The sequence below is a fragment of the Streptomyces changanensis genome (assembly GCF_024600715.1).
GTDB classification, from domain to species: Bacteria; Actinomycetota; Actinomycetes; order Streptomycetales; family Streptomycetaceae; genus Streptomyces; species Streptomyces changanensis.
On record NZ_CP102332.1, the window covers coordinates 254,149 to 271,563 of the forward strand.

The following is a 17,415-nucleotide window of genomic DNA, read 5'->3' on the forward strand; positions in this document are numbered from 1 at the left end:
GATCAATCCGGGGAAACGGGGCCTCACCCGTGCGGCCTGACGCTCCGGGGCGGGGCGGGAGGGTCGGAGCGGACGGGACGGGCAGGCCGGAGCGCACGGTACGGGCGGAGGGGCCCGGGCCGGTGGGAACGGGGCCCGCGGTACGGCTGGGGCCGGGTGTGACCAGTAGTGCCCGTGGGGCGTCGGGGTGCTGGGGCGCCCGAGGTTACTCGTGCGTTCCGCACGGCTCATTGCTGACAGCTGCGACTGTCGGCGGCCCTGTGCCGGGTGGCAACGTTCTTCCTGTCGCCGTCGCTGACCGAAGGAGCAGGTGTGATCAAGGGATACGCCACCTTCTGCGACGCGGACCGCCACTTCTACGACGCACCGCACCGGCTGTCCGCGGAACGCCAGGGGGGCAGGGGTGCGCTCTACGCGGCGGCGCTGACGCCGGTGCCCGAGGGCTGGCGGCGCAACCGCAGCGGTGACTGGCTGGCGCTGCGCCCGGTCGGAGCGGAACTGCCGGCGCAGGGGTGGAAGATCCACGTGTCGGCCTGCCTGGAGAACGCGGAAACGATTCTGGCCCGGGTGTCGGAGTACTGCCTCACCCACCGGATCGCCTTCAAGTTCGTCCCGAGCCGCTACCTGCTCCACACCCGCAACGCCAAGTACGCCGACCGCGCGGCCAGCGGCAAGTTCATCACCGTCTACCCGGCCGACGACGACCAGTGCCACCGCGTCGCCCGCGACCTGGACGCGCTCCTCGCCGGCGAGGACGGCCCGTACATCCTCAGCGACCTGCGTTGGGGCGAGGGCCCGGTGTACCTCAGGTACGGCAGCTTCACGCAGCGGCACTGCTACGACGAGGACGGCGAGCTGCGCCCCGCCGTGGAGGACCCGGACGGGAAGCTCGTCCCCGACCTGCGGGGGCCGGTCTTCCGGACGCCGCCCTGGGTGCGGGTGCCGGACTTCCTCCGGCCGCACCTGGCGGACCGCCACGCCGTGACCCTCGCCGACGTGCCGTACACCGTCGAGCGGGCCCTGCACTTCTCCAACGGCGGCGGCGTCTACGTCGGCCACGACTCCCGCACCGGCGAGAAGGTCGTCCTCAAGGAGGCCCGGCCGCACGCCGGGCTGGCCGCCGACGGCGCCGACGCCGTGACCCGGCTGCAGCGGGAGCGCGAGGCCCTGGAACGGCTCTCCGGGCTCCCCTGCACGCCCGAGGTGCGCGGCGGGTTCGAACTGGGCGGCCACCACTTCCTCGCGATGGAGTACATCGAGGGCAAGCCGCTCAACACCTTCTTCGCCCGCCGCCACCCGCTGATCGAGGCGGACCCGACGCCGGAGTCCCTCGCCGAGTACACCGCGTGGGCCCTGCGCGTCCACCGGATGGTGGAGGAGGCCGTGGCGGCGGTCCACGCCCGCGGCGTGGTCTTCAACGACCTGCACCTCTTCAACATCATGCTCTCCGAGGACGAGTCGTCCGTGGTCCTGCTCGACTTCGAGGCGGCCGCGCACATCGACGACAACCGCCGCCAGACCGTCGCCAACCCGGCCTTCGTGGCCCCCGCCGACCGGCGCGGCTTCGACGTCGACCGGTACGCCCTGGCCTGTCTGCGCATCGCGCTCTTCCTCCCGCTCACCAGCCTCCTCCCGCTGGACCCGGAGAAGGCCCGGCACCTCGCGGACGTGGCCGCGGCCCAGTTCCCGGTACCGCGCGCCTTCCTCGACGAGGCGGTGGCCGAGATCCTCAAGGGGCGGCCGGACGCGGTCGGCGACGGGCCGTACCTGCCGGTGGAACCGGGTGACTGGCCCCGCAGCCGCGACTCGATGGCGCGGGCCGTGACCGCGTCGGCGTCGCCCGACCGGGAGGACCGCTTCTTCCCCGGCGACATCGCCCAGTTCGCCACCGCGGGCGGCGGGTTGACGCTCGGCTACGGCGCCGCGGGCGTGCTGTACGCCCTGGCCGAGACGGGCGCGCCGGCCCACCCTGACGCGCAGGAATGGCTCCTGCGGCGGGTCAAGGAGCCGCCGTCGGGCAGCCCCCTCGGGCTGTACGACGGCCTGGCCGGCATCGCCTGGGCCCTGGACCGCCTGGGCCATCCCGCCCCGGCCGCGGACCTCGCCGGACTGGCGATGGCCCGCCCCTGGGAGGGCGTCGCGCCCGACCTGCACAGCGGCCTCGCGGGGGTCGGCCTGGCCCTGGACGCCCTCGGCCACCGGGACGCCGCCCTGCGCTGCGCGGAACTCGTCGCCCGCGCGCTGCCCGGCATCACCCGCGCCGGCCTGCTGTACGGGGCGTCCGGACCCGCGCTGCTCTTCATCCGCCTGTATGAACGCACCGGCGACGCCGCCCTGTTGGACCTGGCCGCCGACGCGCTCGGCCGCGACCTGGACCGCTGCGTCGTGAGCGCCGGCGGGACACTCCAGGTGGACGAGGGATGGCGGACCATGCCGTACCTGGGCGCCGGCAGCGTGGGCATCGGCATGGTGCTCGACGACTTCGCCGCGCACCGGACCGACGAGCGGTTCGAGCGGGCGCGCGGCGAGATCGTCCGGGCCGCACAGGCCACGTTCTACGCCCAGCCCGGGCTGTTCCGGGGCGCGGCGGGCATGGTCCTGCACCTGAGCCGCACCACCACCCCGGGTCCCGGCACCCACCCCTCGGACGTACGACGCCAGATCGACGCCCTGGCCCGCCACGCGGTGCCGTACCAGGGACATCTGGCCTTCCCCGGCGAGCAGATGATGCGGTTGTCCATGGATCTCGCCACGGGCACCGCCGGCTGTCTGCTGGCCCTCGGCAGCGCCGCGACCGACGGCCGCGCGCACCTGCCGTTCCTCCCGCCGCTGCGGCGGCCCCAGACCCGGTCCCAGTCAGGGACCGCGGAAGAGCACACCGTGCCCATGAAGGAAAGGAATCGATCATGACGCTTCTCGACCTGCAGTCGATGGAGACCCCGAAGGAAGAGGCCACGGGCGACGTCGCCACCGGCAGCCGGGCCAGCCTGCTGCTCTGCGGTGACAGCAGCCTCAGCGTCACGACCTGTAACTGAGCCGGTCCCGGCCGGACCGCGCGGTGTTCGCACCGCGCGGGTCGGCCGGCAGCGGCTGCGGCCCCGGGCGGTCTCCATCCGCCCGGGGCCGCGGCCCTGCTCCCGCCCGCCCCGGCTCGTTCTGCCCGGACGGGGCCATCCCGGTACGACAGGCGCGGGGCCGGGTCGGTCATGGGCTCGTACCGACACGCACGACACGCAGAACCCGCACGGCCCGTGCGGTACCCCTCGGCGCACACGGCGCTCGCCGCGCGCGGCCCGTGCGCGGGACGCTCCGGCCGCCGTCCCGGGCCCGTGCCGGCCGGGAGAGGAAGGAGCCGCCCACCATGCCCGCCGCGCGCACCCCGCAGACACCGCCGGATCCCGCCCGGACCGCCGCAGACCGAGTGCTCCGCGGAGCGCTCCGGCACGGCGCCGGGCACACCGCGGCCCTCCTGCTCTGCTCCCTCGCCTCCGCCGCCGCCACCCTCGCCGAGCCGGCGGTCCTGGGCCGCACCCTCGACCTGCTGCTCGCCGGCGACGCACGGGCGGCGCGCTGGACCGCCCTGTGCGCGGCGCTCATCACGGCCGACCTGTTCCTCGACGCCGCCGTCGCCCAGCTGACCGGCGTCACCAACGCCCGTACGACGCGCTGGCTGCGCACCCGCGGCGTGGCGGGGCTGCTGCGGGCCGCGCCGCACGACGCCGCCCGCCTCCCGCCCGGTGACCTCGCGACCCGGCTGACCGCCAACGCCGCGGAGGCGGGAACCGTGCCCGCCGGCGCCGCGGCGGCCGCCGCTTCGGTCCTGCCTCCGCTGGGCGGGCTGGTCGCCCTGTTCCTCATCGACTGGCGGACCGGCGCCGCGTTCCTCGCCGGCGTCCCGGCGCTGTGGCTGCTGCTGCGCGCCTTCGCCACCGACTCCTCCGACAGCGTCAAGCACTACCAGGCGGCGCAGTCGCGGATCGCCGCGCGCCTCGTGGAGGCCCTCGCCGGGGCGCGGACCGTCGCCGCCGCCGGGACGGCCGCGCACGAACGGCGGCGCGTTCTCGGCCCGCTGCCCGAAGTGGCCCGCGAGGGGCGGCGGATGTGGCGGGTGTACGGCCGGGCGGTGGCCCGCAGCGGGATGCTGCTGCCGCTGCTGGTGTGCCTGGTCCTCGCCGTGGGCGGCCTGCGCCTGGCGTCCGGGGCCATGGGCGTGGGCGAGCTGCTCGCCGTGTCGCGGTACGCGGCGCTCGCGGCGGGTGTGGGCGCGGTGGCCGGGCTGCTGGGCGCGCTGGTCCATGGCCGCGCCGCCGCCCGGCGCGTGGCCGCCCCGCTGGCGCTGGCGCCCCTGCCGTACGGGGACGGCGCCCTGCCGGCGGACGGTCCGGGCACGGTGGAGCTGCGCGGCGTGTCGGTGGTGCGCGACGGCACCGCCGTCCTGCGGGACGTGGACGTCGTGCTGCCGGGAGGGGCGCGGGTGGCCGTCGTGGGCCGCTCGGGCGCGGGGAAATCCGTGTTCGCCGCCGTGGCGGGCCGGCTCACCGACCCCGACGCGGGCGAGGTGCTGCTCGACGGAGCGCGTCTGGACGCCCTGGACGAGGAGTGCCTGCGCAGGGAGGTCGGGTACGCGTTCGCGCGCCCGGCGCTGTTCGGCGCGACGGTCGGCGACGCCCTGGCGTTCGGGGTGGACGCGCCACCGGGTGGGGCGCTGCGCGCGGCCGCGCGGGCGGCTGACGCGGACGGCTTCGTCGAACGACTGCCCGCCGGGTACGACACGCCCGTCACGCGGGCACCGCTGTCCGGCGGCGAACTGCAACGCCTGGGCCTGGCCCGGGCGTTCGCCCACGCGGGCCGGCTGCTGATCCTGGACGACGCCACGTCGAGCCTGGACACGGTCACTGAGCGGCAGGTCGAGCGGGCACTGGCCCGTGACGTGCGTCCCGGTACGCGGCTCGTCGTCGCGCACCGGCTGTCCTCCGCCACCCGCGCCGACCTGGTGGTGTGGCTGGAGGAGGGGCGCGTACGGGCGGTGGGTGCCCATGCGGTGCTGTGGCGGGACCCGGAGTACCGCGCGGTGTTCGCCGTACGGGACCCGTCGGGCGGTGACGGGCCGGCCGGGGGGCGCGGGGACGCGGACGGGGAGGGGCACGGGTCCCGGCCTCCGACGGAGGGGGCGGGAGCGGGGAGCGGAGAGGTGGCGGGAGTCGTGCAGGTCGAGGGAGCCGGGCAGATCGCGGGTGCCCCCGACGTGGAGGGGGGCGCTCCGTCCGGGGGCGCCGCGGAGGTGTCCGGCGCCGCGCCGTCCGAGGGCGCGCCGGGGGCCGGCCGTGCGGCGCGAGCGGGTCGCCGGGCGGCCCGGTGAGGGGGCGGGGGGCGCTGCGCCGCCTCGCACCCCAGGCACGCCGGTTCCTGCTGCGCCGGCGGCGGGCGCTCCTCGTCCTGACCGGCTGGTCCCTGCTGGAGTCCGTGCAGACCTTCCTCCTGGGGTACGGGGTGGCCCGCGCCCTGGACGACGGGTTCCTCGCCGGCCGCCCCGCCACCGGGCTGTGGTGGCTGTCGGTCGCCGCGGGCGCGGCGCTGGTCGGCGGCCTGGCGATGCGCGGGGTCTTCGACGGGCTCGCCGGGCTCGTCGAGCCGTTGCGCGACGGCCTGGTGCGCCGGGCGGTGGCGCAGGCGCTGGCCTCGGCGGTCGCCGACCCGGTGCGGGCCGGTGGCGCGTCCGCGGACGGTGCGGCGGTGTCCCGGCTCGTCCACCAGACGGAGATGGCCAGGGACGGTTTCGCGGGGCTCGTCCTCGCCGGGCGGTCGTTCCTCTTCACCGCGCTCGGCGCGCTGCTGGGCCTGGCGTCGCTCGCGCCCGCGCTGGTGCTGGTCGTCCTGCCGCCGCTGCTGCTGGGACTGGGGCTGTTCCTCGCGACGCTCGCGCCGATGGCCGCCGCGCAGCGCGCCTTCCTGGACACCGACGAGGCGCTGTCGGCCCGGGTCGGCGCCGTGGGCGCGGGGCTGCGGGACGTGGTGGCGTGCGGGGGGCGGCGGCTGGTCGCCGAGGAGGTGGGCGGGCTCGTCGTCGCGGAGGAGCGCCTGGCACGCCGGTTGGCCCGCTGGGCGGGCGTGCGGACCCTGGCCCTCGGCGCGGCGGGGAGGCTGCCCGTCGTCGCGCTGGTGGTGGCGACGCCGTGGCTGTTGGCGCGGGGGGTCACGGCGGGCGCGCTGCTGGGGGCGCTCACGTACCTCGTCCAGTCGCTGTTGCCGGCGGTGCACGCGCTGATGAGCGCCCTGGGCGCGGCGGGGACGCGGCTGGTGGTGGTCCTGGACCGGTTCGGCACCTGCGAGCCGACCCTGCCGGGCGACACCCCGTCACCGGCCCCCGCGGGCACGGCCGATCGCGCCGGGACGGCACCCGACGCGGGGCCGGGCGCGGGGCCCGGTGCGGAGCCAGGCACGGAAGCCGACACGAAGCCGGGCGCGGAGACCGGCGCGGTAGTCGACGCGGGGCCGGGCACGAAGCCGGGCACGGAAGCCGACGCGGTAGCCGCCGCGAGGCCGGGCGCGGAGCGCGGCGCGGAGACCGGCACGCAGCCGGGCACGGAAGCCGACGCGGGGCCGGGCGCGGGGCCCGGGGCGAAAGCCGATGCGGGGCCCGGGGCGGAACCCGGTGGCCGGGAACCGGGCACCGGCGCCCCGCCACCCGCCGCCGCAGCGGCCGCCGGGACTCCGGGTGGGGCGCCCCCCGGAGCGCCGGCCGGGTACGCCGAGCGGCGGGCCCGGCGCGGCGGGCGGGCCGCCGCGGTCGAACTGCGCGGAGTCACCTTCGCCTACGGCCCCCGGGCGCGGCCGGTCCTCGACGGCCTGGACCTTCTGGTGGAGCCCGGGGAGCACCTGGCGGTCGTGGGCCCCAGCGGCATGGGCAAGTCCACGCTCCTCGCCGTCCTCGCCGGGGTGCTCGACCCGTCCCGCGGCACCGTCCTGGTCGCCGGCTCCCCGGCCCGTCCGGCCGGGGCGCCGGGACCGGACCCGCGCCGCGCCCTGCTGCCCCAGGAGGCGTACGTCTTCACCGGGACCGTCCGCGACAACCTCCGCTACCTGCGGCCCGACGCGCCGCCCGGTGACGTCGGGGCGGCGGTGGAGGCGCTGCGCCTCGGTCCGCTGGTGCGGCGGCTCGGCGGCCTGGACGCCACGGTCGACCCGTCCGCCCTGTCGCAGGGCGAGCGGCAGCACCTGGCGCTCGGCCGGGCCCACCTCTCCCCCGCTCCCCTCCTCCTCCTGGACGAGGCGACCTGTCACCTCGACCCGGAGGCGGAGGAGCACGCGGAGCGCACGCTCGCGGCACGTCCCGGCACGCTCGTCGTCGTGGCCCACCGGCTGTCGTCGGCGGTACGGGCGGATCGCGTGCTGGTGCTGGACGGGACACGGTCGGCGTGCGCCCCGCACGAGGCCCTGCTCGAGGTCTCGCCCCTCTACCGCGACCTGGTGGGTGTCTCCCCGGTCTGAAGCGGCCCGGCCGGTGTCTCCTCCCCCGCCTGACGCCACCCGAAGGGCGTCCACCGGGCTCGGGGCCGCCGGGGCCGGAACCTCCCGGCGCCGGTCACACCCATCCCGCCCCCTGGGATATCCGTATCGCGTCGATGCGGTTGCGCGCGCCGACCTTGCGCGTGGCCGACGCCATGTAGTTGCGCACCGTGCCGTTCGACAGGTGCAGGCCCCTGGCGATCTCGGCGATCGTGTCCCCCTCGGCCGCCCTGGCGAGCACGCTCAGCTCGCGGGCGGTCAGCGGCATCCTGGACGCCTCCAGAAAGCCGAAGGCGAGCGATTCGTCGACGAACCGCTCGCCCCGCGCCACCGCGCGGATGGCCCGCACGAGCCGGCGTGGGGACCCGTTCTTGTCCACGAACCCCAGCGCCCGTGCCTCGAACGCCTTCCGCAGCGCCCCCGGTCTGGCCGCGGAGGCCAGCACCAGCAGTCGCGTGCGCGCGTCGAACGCCGTTCCCCCGTCCTCCTGCCCGCCCTCCAGGATGCCCGCGGCACCCGGACAGTCGAGGTCCACCACGCACACGTCCGGGCGTAAGGACTCCGCGCTCCGGCGCGCGGTGCGCCAACCCGAATCGAACACGTCGAACGACTCCTCCGATCTGAGCAATGCCGACAACGCGGACCGCATCAGGCCGACGCTGTGCAGCACAAGGACCTTCGTCATGGCGGTTCCCCTCCCGGTGGACACCCGACCGACGGGCCGGGCGCTGGCACACGGCACTGCCGCGCGCATACCACCCATGCGACTGCCCCGCTGCGCCGCGCGGGAACATCGCTGTGGGGCGTATGGGGGCGCGCGATATGGCCACGCGGGCGCCCCTCATGCAAATGTGCGCCCTGTGTGCGCCCCTTACGTCAACCGGCGTACGCGTGCCCGGGATCACGCGGCGGACGCGGCGTCAGTTCAGGTTGCCCTCCAGCCCGCTGTAGATCTCGGTCGCCTCGCAGAAGGCGACGCCGAACACCTCGGCCACGCCCATCGCCTCGTCGATCTTCCGCAGCTCGCGCTTCTCGCAGTCCAGCCGGTCGCGGTGGGTCAGGAGCCGGGACCGCGCCCCCGGCACCGCGGACGCGGGCACGAGCGCGCCCACCGTGTAGTTCCCGGTGATGCTCGCGGGCGCGGGCGGCCACTCAAGGGCGGGGAAGCGCTCCCGCAGCAGCCCGGTGAGGGCCGTGGGCGCCTCGAAGCCCTCGGCCGGGACACCCGCGTCGGCACACAGCCGGGTGGGCCAGGTGTGACCGCGCGACATCCAGCCGGGTAGCAGCGCCGCGGCGAAGTCCAGGACGTTGAAGGGGACCTCGCGCGTCACGAGGGCCGCCGCGTCGAGCTCCCGCCCGTCCCCCGGGCGGCGCACGGTGCGCTCGCCCGCGCGCAGGGCCCGCGCGGCGCCGCGCAGGACGCGCAGCGGGCCGACCAGCGACTCGGCGAGCACGTCGTCGGCGGGGAGCCGGCCGCCCTCGTCGGGTCGGACGCGGTCGCGCAGCGCGGGGTCGAGCCGGCCCACCATCTCCGAGGCGAGCGCGTCCACCCCCTCGACCGGCGTCGCCAGGTACCGGCGTATGTCCTCCGCGATCCGTTCCGGCCCGTCGCCGACGATGAGGAACGGGCGCCCCCACACGTGGAGATGGGAGTCGAAGGGCAGGTCGTCGCGGTCCCGGGCGTGGGCGAGGAGACCCAGGGCCCACGCCTTGGCGCGGAAGCGGACCTTGCGCGTCTCGACGGCCTGCGCCACCAGGTCGTCGATGGCGTCGTCCTCCCCCAGACCGGCGAGGTAGGGCAGCAGCCGCTCCTCGATCAGCCGGAGGTCGACGGGGTGGAAGCTCGTGTCGTAACCCATGATCGGCAACCTAACGCCGGCCACTGACAAGGACCGGCGCGGGGTGGGGCCGTACCTGTGGGCGAGGCCGTACGGGCGGGTGCCCCGCCACCGTAGGTGCGGGGAAAGCCGGTTGTCCTCCCCCGGGCGATGCGCTTGGGTGTCCGATCATGAACGCGATCGACCGTCTCGTACGCCCGGACCGCTACCCGCGCTCCTCCCGGTACGACCCCGACTGGCTGCTCGACCTCGACATGGGGCCGCACCCGCTGTGGTTGCTGGAGGACCTCGCCAGGGACCTCGACCTGCGTCCGGGCATGCGGGTCCTCGACCTCGGCTCGGGCAAGGGCGCCACCTCGGTCTTCCTCGCCCGCGAGTTCGGCGTGGAGGTGGTGGCCGCGGACTGGTGGATCGGCGCCGAGGAGGCGACGGCCGTCTTCGCCGCGGCCGGCGTCACCGACCGCGTCTCCGCGGTACACGCCGAGGCCCACGTCCTGCCGTTCGAGGAGGGGGCCTTCGACGCGATCGTGAGCATCGACGCGTTCGAGTACTTCGGCACGGCGGACGGCTACCTGCCCTACCTCGCGCGGTTCCTGCGCCCGGGCGGTCAGCTCGGCGTCGCCACCCCGGCGATGCGCCACGAGGTCCGCGAACTCGGGGCGATCCCGGCGCACGTGAAGGCGCTCGTCGGCTGGGAGGCCCTCGCCTGGCACACCCCCGCGTGGTGGCGCTTCCAGTGGGAGATCACCGAACTCGTGACGGTCACCTCGGCCCGCATGCAGCAGGACGGCTGGCAGGACTGGCTGCTGTGGGCGCGGGCCTGCGCCGCGCACCGGCCGGAGGGGCGGTCCGCGCACCAGCCGGTGATCGACATGCTCATCGCGGACGGAGGGGAACACCTGGGCTTCGCCCTGGTGACCGCGCGGAAGCACTGACCCGGTGCCCCGCCCCCGACGCCCGGCCGCAGTCCCACGGCCCGGCCCCGGGACCGGGCCCGTGGCTGGGGGACCGGCCCGCGGGAACGGCAGGGGGCGCCGCTCAGCCGGAGGACAGGTGACGCTCGGGGAAGCGGCTCACGTGCTGCCGGACCAGGGAGACCGCGCGGCCCGGGCCGAGGGAGCCCGCCATCCCCGCCCGTCCCCCCGCCGTCATCGACCCCTGCGCGAACCCCGCCAGCACGTCTGGGGCCGTCCTCGGTGCGCTCGGTCGGTCGGGCCGGTCGGGCCGGTCGGGCCGGTCGGGCCGAGGCTCCGTAGCCTGCGTCATATGGCTGACGAAGGCTTCACGGACCCGCGGCTCGCCGCGCTCCACGACCCGCTCGACCCCGACCGGAGCGACCTCGACGCCTACGTGCGCATGGTCGAGGAGTTCGGTGCCCGCCGCGTAGTGGACATCGGGTGCGGCACGGGGGTGTTCGCCCTGCTCCTGGCGGGCGCGGGCGTGGAGGTGGTCGGGGTCGACCCGGCCGCCGCCTCGCTCGACGTGGCCCGCCGCAAGCCGGGGGCCGCGGCGGTGCGGTGGGTCCTCGGCGACGCGTCGGACCTGCCGCCCGTGGGGGCCGACCTCGCCACGATGACGGCGAACGCCGCCCAGGAGGTGGTCGGTCCGGAGGCGTGGCGGCGGACCCTGCGGGGTGCCCGCGCGGCGCTGCGGCCGGGCGGCCGGCTCGTGTTCGAGACGCGCGATCCGGCGGCACGCGCCTGGGAGGAGTGGAACCGGGAGGCGTCGTACCGCGTGACGGAGGTGCCGGGCACCGGCGCCGTCGAGAGCTGGGTCGAGGTGACCGACGTGAGCCTGCCCCTGGTGACGTTCCGCTGGACCTACCGCTTCGCCGCCGACGGGCAGGTCCTCACCTCGGACTCGACGCTGCGGTTCCGCGGGCGCCCGGAGGTCGAGGCGGACCTGCTCGCCGAGGGGTACGTGCCGCTCGAGGTGCGCGACGCCCCCGACCGGCCCGGCCGCGAGTTCGTCTTCGTGGCCCGGCGGCCCTGAACCGGCGCCACCGCGGCCTCCCCTGCCCCTCGCACACCCCGCCCCCCGCCCCCGGCACGCCTTCGGTGCTTCCTCCAAGCAAACCGCAGATGCCATGGAGAAAGCCGACAATCCTTGCAGGTGCGGCCCACAGGGGCCTAGCGTGGCGCACATGCAGTCCTACACTATCGGTCAGGCCGCGCGGCTCCTCGGGGTGAGCCCCGACACCGTGCGGCGCTGGGCGGACGCCGGCCGGGTCGCGACCCACCGTGACGAGGCGGGCCGCCGCCTCATCGACGGACGCGACCTGGCGGCCTTCTCGATCGAGGTCGCCCAGGGCGGAACGGAGGACGAGGACACCCCGTACACCTCCGCCCGCAACGCCTTCCCCGGCATCGTCACCGCGGTCAAGCTCGGTGACGTCGCGGCCCAGGTCGAGATCCAGGCCGGGCCGCACCGGCTCGTCTCCCTGCTCACGCGGGAGGCCGTCGAGGAGCTGGGGCTGGAAGTCGGCATGCGGGCCACCGCCCGTGTGAAGTCGACCAGCGTGCACATCGACCGCGTCTGACCGCGCGCCCGCACGGCGAAGCCGCCCGTCCCCCGCACGGCCCTCCGCCCGCGCACCGGCGGCCCCGCCCGTGCGCACGCCACACACCGGAGTCCATCGCCATGTCCCGCACCACCACCAAGCGGTCCGTCCTGCGGCGCCGCGCCGCGGCCCTCCTCGCCACCGTCCTGCTCGTGCCGCTCGCCTCCTGCGGCGCGGACGGGACCGGCGGTGAGGGCCCGTCCGCGCACGGCACGAAGGGCGCGAAGGACGCCGAGGACGTGCGGCTCACCGTCCTGGCCGCCGCGTCCCTCACCGACGTCTTCGCCACGGCCGGCGACGCGTACGAGCGCTCCCACCCGGGGACGGAGGTCACCTTCTCCTTCGCCGGCTCCCAGGAGCTCGTCGCGCAGGTCCGGCAGGGCGCCCCCGCCGACGTGCTGGTCACCGCCGACACCAAGAGCATGGAGAGCGTGCGGGGCGAGACCGGTACCCCCGCCGTCATCGCGAGGAACCGCCTCGTCATCGCCGTCGCCGAGGGCAACCCCCGGGGCGTCGACGCGCTGGAGGACCTCGGCGACCCGAAGCTGAAGGTGGTCCTCGCCGCGCCGGAGGTACCCGCCGGGAAGTACAGCGCGCAGGTCCTCGACACACAAGGCGTCGCCGTGGCCCCGGTCTCCCAGGAGCCGAACGTCCGCGCCGTCCTGAGCAAGGTCGAGCTCGGCGAGGCCGACGCCGGGGTGGTCTACCGGACCGACACCGAGAGCGCCCGCGACAAGGTCGACGCGGTCGCCGTCCCCGACGACCGGAACGCCGTCGCCTCCTACCCGGCGGCGACCCTGAAGGGCTCCGACGACGCGGGGGCCGCCGCCGCGTTCGTGGCGTGGCTGTCCGGGCCGGAGGCACAGCGCATCCTCCGGGCCGCCGGCTTCCAGCAGCCCTGACCCTCGGGGCCGCCTCGCCGAGCGGGTCCGCGGGACACTCCCGGCAGCCCCGGCCCGGCGGCCACCGCCCGACAGCCCCCGGCCGCGGCCACCGCCCGGCCCCGCCCGACGGGGAGGACGTCCCCCGCACCCCGCGCCCCGCACCACCGACAGGACCTGCCATGAGACGCCTCCGGCCGCGTACGCCCGCCGCCCTGGCCCTGCCCGCGATCGCGGCGATCGCCTTCCTCCTGCTCCCCCTGGTCGGCATCCTCGCCCGCACGGCGTGGGGTGACCTCCGGGCGCACCTGACCGACCCGGCGGCGGTCGAGGCGCTGCGGCTGTCGTTCGTCGTGTCGCTGTGGTCGCTGGGCCTGTCGCTGGCGCTCGGCGTGCCGCTGGCCTGGCTGCTCGCACGGGTGCCGTTCCGTGGGAAGGCGCTGGTGCGGTCGCTGGTGCTGCTGCCGATGGTGCTGCCGCCGACCGTCGGGGGCGTCGCGCTGCTGCTCGCCTTCGGACGCCGCGGGCTGCTCGGGCCGTGGCTGGAGGACCGGCTGGGCGTCACATTGCCCTTCCACACCTCCGGCGCGGTCCTCGCGGCGACGTTCGTGGCCATGCCGTTCCTCGTCATCAGCCTGGAGGGGGCCCTCGGTGGTCTGGACCGGCGGTACGAGGACACCGCGGCGTCCCTCGGCGCCGGGCCGCTGCGGGTCTTCCGCACCGTGACGCTGCCGATGGTCGCCCCCGGGCTCGTCGCGGGCGCCGCGCTGACCTGGGCGCGGGCGCTGGGCGAGTTCGGCGCCACCATCACCTTCGCCGGCAACCTGCCCGGCGCGACCCAGACACTGCCGCTCCAGGTGTACCTGCTGCTGCAGGAGCAGCCGGAGGCGGCGACCTCCGTGTCACTGCTGCTGCTCGCGCTCGCGATGGCCGTGCTCGTCGCGCTGCGCGGCCGGTGGAGCGCGGCCCCCGCCGACCGCGCGGCGGCTGGCCCGCGCGACCTCCCCGACGGCGACGACACCCCTCCCCCGCCGCGGGCCGAGGCGGCGACCGGCGCGCCCACCGCGACCGGGTCGTGGTCGCTGCACGCGGAGGTGACGGGCTTCAACGACCTGGTCCTCGACGCCCCGCCGGGCACGACCATCGCGTTGGTCGGGCCCAACGGCGCCGGCAAGACCACCCTGCTGCGGGCCCTGCTCGCCCTCACCGCACGCTCCCACGCCCGGCTCGTCCTCGGCGGCACGGACGTCACCGCCCTCCCCGCACACCGCCGGGGGGTCGCCTGGGTGCCGCAGGACGGCGCGCTCTTCCCGCACCTGTCCGCCCTCGCGAACACCGCCTACGGACTGCGCGCCCAGGGCGTCCCGCGCGCCCGGGCGCGGGCCGACGCCCGGGAGTGGCTCGACCGCCTCGGGGTCGGGCACCTCGCCCACCGCCGGCCCGGCCGGCTGTCCGGCGGGCAGGCCCAGCGCGTGGCGCTCGCCCGCGCGCTCGCCGCCCGGCCGCGCCTGCTGCTCCTCGACGAGCCGCTCGCCGCGCTCGACCAGACCACCCGCGCCCACGTCCGCCACACGCTCCGCCGCCACCTCGACGGCTTCGGCGGCGTCTGCCTCCTGGTGACCCACGACCCGGTCGAGGCGGTGTCGCTGGCTGACCGCGTCCTCGTCCTGGAGGACGGCCGCACCCTCCAGGACGCCGCCCCCGCCGAGGTGACCCGGCACCCCCGCTCACCGTGGGTGGCCCGCATGCTCGGGCGCAACGCCTGGCCCGGCACGGCCACCGCCGGGGGGCTCGCCCTGCCGGGCGGCGCCACCGTCGTCGCCGCCGAGCCGGTGGCGGCGGGCGCCGACGCCCTCGCGGTCATCGCCCCCGAGGCCGTCTCCCTGCACCGGGAGCGGCCCACCGGCAGCGCCCGCAACAGCTGGCCCGGCACCGTGCGCGAGATCACCGCGGTCGGCAGCCGCCTGCGGGTGCTCGTCGTCTCGCCGCTCGTCCCCGACCTGGTCGCCGAGATCACCCCCGCGGCCGCCTGCGACCTGGGGCTGGCCGAGGGCACGGAGGTGTTCACCAGCGTCAAGGCCACCGAGGTGACCCTCGTCACGCGCTGATGGGCGGCAACCTTCCGGGCCGCCGCGGCGACTGGGGGGTGACCAGCAACCGGGCCTGCCACCGCGCACGCCCCCCAGTAGTGGAGCCGCTCCATGAACACCACCCCGGGCACAGGACGCCACCGGAGACGCGCGAAGGGCCTCGCCATCGGACTCCCCCTGGCCGTGGTCGCGGCGGGGTCGATGGCCTACGGCGGTGCGTTCGGTCTCTTCGGCGAGGACTCCCGGCCGCGCGCGGCGGCCGCCGCGCCGGCGTGGGCGACCGAGGCGGCCGACGGGTTCGCCTCCGTCAACGCCCTCGGACAGAACGGCACCTACGGCGGCCGGGGCGGACGGACCGTCACCGTCCGCACGCTCGCCGACCTGGAGAAGTACGCGACCGCCCCCGAGCCGTACGTCATCGTGGTCGCCGCGGCCATCACGGTGCAGCCGGTGGGCAAGGAGATCAGGGTCGCCTCCGACAAGACCATCGTCGGTGCGGGGACCTCGGGCCACATCGTCGGCGGCGGCTTCTTCCTCGGCCGGGGCGTCCACAACGTCATCATCCGCAACCTGACGATCCGCGACTCGTACCAGGGCGTGTGGAACGACAAGGAGCACGACTTCGACGCGGTCCAGATGGACGGCGCCCACCACGTGTGGATCGACCACAACGACCTGCGGCGCACCGCCGACGGCCTGATCGACGTCCGCAAGGACAGCACGTACGTGACCGTCTCCTGGAACCGGCTCAGCCAGGCCAACAAGGCCTTCGGCATCGGCTGGACCACCAACGTGAAGACCGACATCACGGTCCACCACAACTGGATCCGCGAGACGGAGCAGCGCAACCCCTCCACGGACAACGCGGCCCACGCCCACCTGTACAACAACTACCTCCAGGACGAGCCGGGCACCGCCGTCACGTCGTCCTACGGCAACTACGCCCGCGGCCGGACCCGGATGGTGCTGGAGAACTCGTACTTCGAGGGCCTCCGCAACCCCGTGACCCGCGATGCCACCGCCGCCCTGGTGCAGCGCGGCAACGCCTTCTCCCGGACGAGCGGGCGCAACGAGAGCGGCGGCACGGCGTTCGACCCGAAGGCGTACTACGCCTACACCCTCGACCGGACCGCCGACGTCCCGGCGGTCGTGAAGGCCGGGGCGGGCCCGCGCGGCTCGATCGGGACGACGACCGCCGCAGGTACCGCGGCCACCGCCGCCGGGGGCGCCGCGGCCGGGACCATGGCCGCCGGGGGCGCCGCGGCCGGGGCCGCCACCACGCTGACCGTCGCGAAGGACGGCTCCGGCCGGTACACCAGCGTCCAGAAGGCCGTCGACGCCGTCCCCGCCGGCAACACCGCGCGCGTGGTGATCTCGATCGCCCCCGGCACCTACCGGGAGACGGTCAGGATCCCGGCGAACAAGCGGCACGTCACCCTCCAGGGCTCCGGCTCCAGCCGCCGGGACACCGTCATCGTGTACGGCAACGCCTCGGGCACCCCCCGGCCGGACGGCTCGGGCACGTACGGCACCGGCGGCAGCGCCACCGTGGCCGTGGAGGCCGACGACGTCCAGCTGCGCAACCTCACCGTCCGCAACGACTTCGACGAGGCCCGCAACCAGCACGTCGACGGCCACCAGGCCGTCGCCCTGCGCACCGCCGCCGACAAGATCGTCATCGACGGCCTCATCGTCGACGGTGACCAGGACACCCTGCTGCTGGACACCGCGGCCAAGGAGCGGCTCGGGCGGGTGTACGTCAGGAACTCCTACGTCTCCGGCAACGTCGACTTCGTCTTCGGCCGGGCCACCGCGGTGATCGACCAGTCGGTGCTGACGCTGAAGAAGCGCTGGAACGGCACGTCCGCCGGGTACGTGACCGCCCCCAGCACGGCCGCCGGCCGCAGGGGCCTGCTGATCAACCGGTCGGTGATCGAGGGTGACGTGACCCCGGGGAGCTTCTTCCTGGGCCGCCCCTGGCACGCGGGCGGCGACGCGTCGCTCGATCCGCAGACCACCGTCCGCGACAGCAGGCTCAGCGCCGCGATCAGGACCAAGCCCTGGACGGACATGGGCGGCTTCTCGTGGAAGGGCGACCGGTTCGCCGAGTACGCGAACACCGGTCCGGGCGCGGCGGGCGCCGGTACGACCGACCGCCCGGAGCTCACGCCCGTCCAGGCCGCCGACCAGGAGGTCGCGGACTGGCTGGCCGGCTGGCGGCCCACCACCTCCTGACACCACCGGCCCCGGGGCGGCGCGCCCCGGGGCCGGCACCGGCGTCCACCGTCGGGCCGGCGGTCCGTGGCGCCACGTCGCGCCGGGGCACGGGCCCTGCGGCCGGGCCTTGAGGAAGTCCCGCGGCGGGCGGCGCGGCGGCCCGGCACCGTACCGGCCGGGCCCCTGTATGACGCGCTCACGGCGGGCGGAGGGGTTCCGCGGAATCGAGCGTCCCTCACCGGGTTCACAGGCCGGGTGAGGGATATGACTGCATACAGCACCGACCGGGGCAGCGGGTCGTGGCGGGGATGCGAGGATGGACG

12 protein-coding genes are annotated in these 17,415 nt (G+C 76.2%); 10 read left to right on the plus strand and 2 right to left on the minus strand.

All coding sequences use genetic code 11. The features are described 5' to 3' along the window. Window positions 1-312 precede the first annotated feature (312 nt). From lanKC to NRO40_RS01150, 4 genes are all read left to right on the plus strand, one after another. Window positions 313-2,910 carry a class III lanthionine synthetase LanKC gene (gene lanKC, locus NRO40_RS01135; protein WP_058940763.1) on the plus strand — a complete coding sequence of 866 codons (2,598 nt, stop codon included), beginning with the start codon at window positions 313-315 and terminating at the stop codon, window positions 2,908-2,910. After that, entirely contained in the window at window positions 2,907-3,035 is a 129-nt protein-coding gene (gene ramS / locus NRO40_RS01140; protein WP_058940762.1) for a mycelium formation morphogenetic lantipeptide SapB, read from the plus strand. Before lanKC ends, ramS begins: the two co-directional genes overlap by 4 nt. A 326-nt stretch (window positions 3,036-3,361) precedes the next feature. Continuing rightward, a complete protein-coding gene (locus NRO40_RS01145) occupies window positions 3,362-5,359 on the plus strand; it encodes an ATP-binding cassette domain-containing protein (RefSeq protein WP_079046832.1) in 1,998 nt (665 codons plus the stop codon). After that, a complete protein-coding gene (locus NRO40_RS01150; RefSeq protein ID WP_232790962.1) occupies window positions 5,356-7,488 on the plus strand; it encodes an ABC transporter ATP-binding protein in 2,133 nt (710 codons plus the stop codon). Before NRO40_RS01145 ends, NRO40_RS01150 begins: the two co-directional genes overlap by 4 nt. Window positions 7,489-7,582: 94 nt before the next feature. Here NRO40_RS01150 and NRO40_RS01155 read toward each other — a convergent pair whose 3' ends face one another. Both NRO40_RS01155 and NRO40_RS01160 read right to left on the minus strand, forming a co-directional pair. Further along, on the minus strand, window positions 7,583-8,191 hold the full coding sequence (locus tag NRO40_RS01155) for a response regulator transcription factor (protein WP_198549264.1): 609 nt from the start codon (window positions 8,189-8,191) through the stop codon (window positions 7,583-7,585). A gap of 235 nt (window positions 8,192-8,426) precedes the next feature. Beyond that, window positions 8,427-9,365 (minus strand): hypothetical protein, encoded by a 939-nt coding sequence (locus NRO40_RS01160; protein WP_058940761.1) that lies wholly within the window; start codon window positions 9,363-9,365, stop codon window positions 8,427-8,429. 149 nt (window positions 9,366-9,514) lie between these two features. Here NRO40_RS01160 and NRO40_RS01165 point away from each other — a divergent pair, with 149 nt between their 5' ends. The 6 genes from NRO40_RS01165 to NRO40_RS01190 all read left to right on the plus strand — a co-directional run bounded on the left by NRO40_RS01165 (window position 9,515) and on the right by NRO40_RS01190 (window position 17,110). Next, window positions 9,515-10,279, plus strand: coding sequence for an SAM-dependent methyltransferase (locus NRO40_RS01165; protein ID WP_058940760.1), 765 nt, complete (start codon window positions 9,515-9,517; stop codon window positions 10,277-10,279). A 331-nt stretch (window positions 10,280-10,610) separates the two neighbouring features. Then, entirely contained in the window at window positions 10,611-11,336 is a 726-nt protein-coding gene (locus tag NRO40_RS01170; RefSeq protein ID WP_058940759.1) for a class I SAM-dependent methyltransferase, read from the plus strand. A 151-nt stretch (window positions 11,337-11,487) separates the two neighbouring features. After that, a complete protein-coding gene (locus NRO40_RS01175; protein ID WP_058940806.1) occupies window positions 11,488-11,883 on the plus strand; it encodes a TOBE domain-containing protein in 396 nt (131 codons plus the stop codon). A 101-nt stretch (window positions 11,884-11,984) separates the two neighbouring features. Continuing rightward, the gene (gene modA, locus NRO40_RS01180; protein ID WP_058940758.1) at window positions 11,985-12,806 is read left to right on the plus strand and encodes a molybdate ABC transporter substrate-binding protein; all 822 of its coding nucleotides are present in this window, start codon (window positions 11,985-11,987) and stop codon (window positions 12,804-12,806) included. 161 nt (window positions 12,807-12,967) lie between these two features. Next, on the plus strand, window positions 12,968-14,893 hold the full coding sequence (locus tag NRO40_RS01185; RefSeq protein ID WP_257375306.1) for an ABC transporter permease: 1,926 nt from the start codon (window positions 12,968-12,970) through the stop codon (window positions 14,891-14,893). Window positions 14,894-14,986: 93 nt separating this feature from the next. Beyond that, window positions 14,987-17,110 carry a pectinesterase family protein gene (locus NRO40_RS01190; RefSeq protein WP_257375307.1) on the plus strand — a complete coding sequence of 708 codons (2,124 nt, stop codon included), beginning with the start codon at window positions 14,987-14,989 and terminating at the stop codon, window positions 17,108-17,110. The last annotated feature ends 305 nt before the right edge of the window (window positions 17,111-17,415 follow it).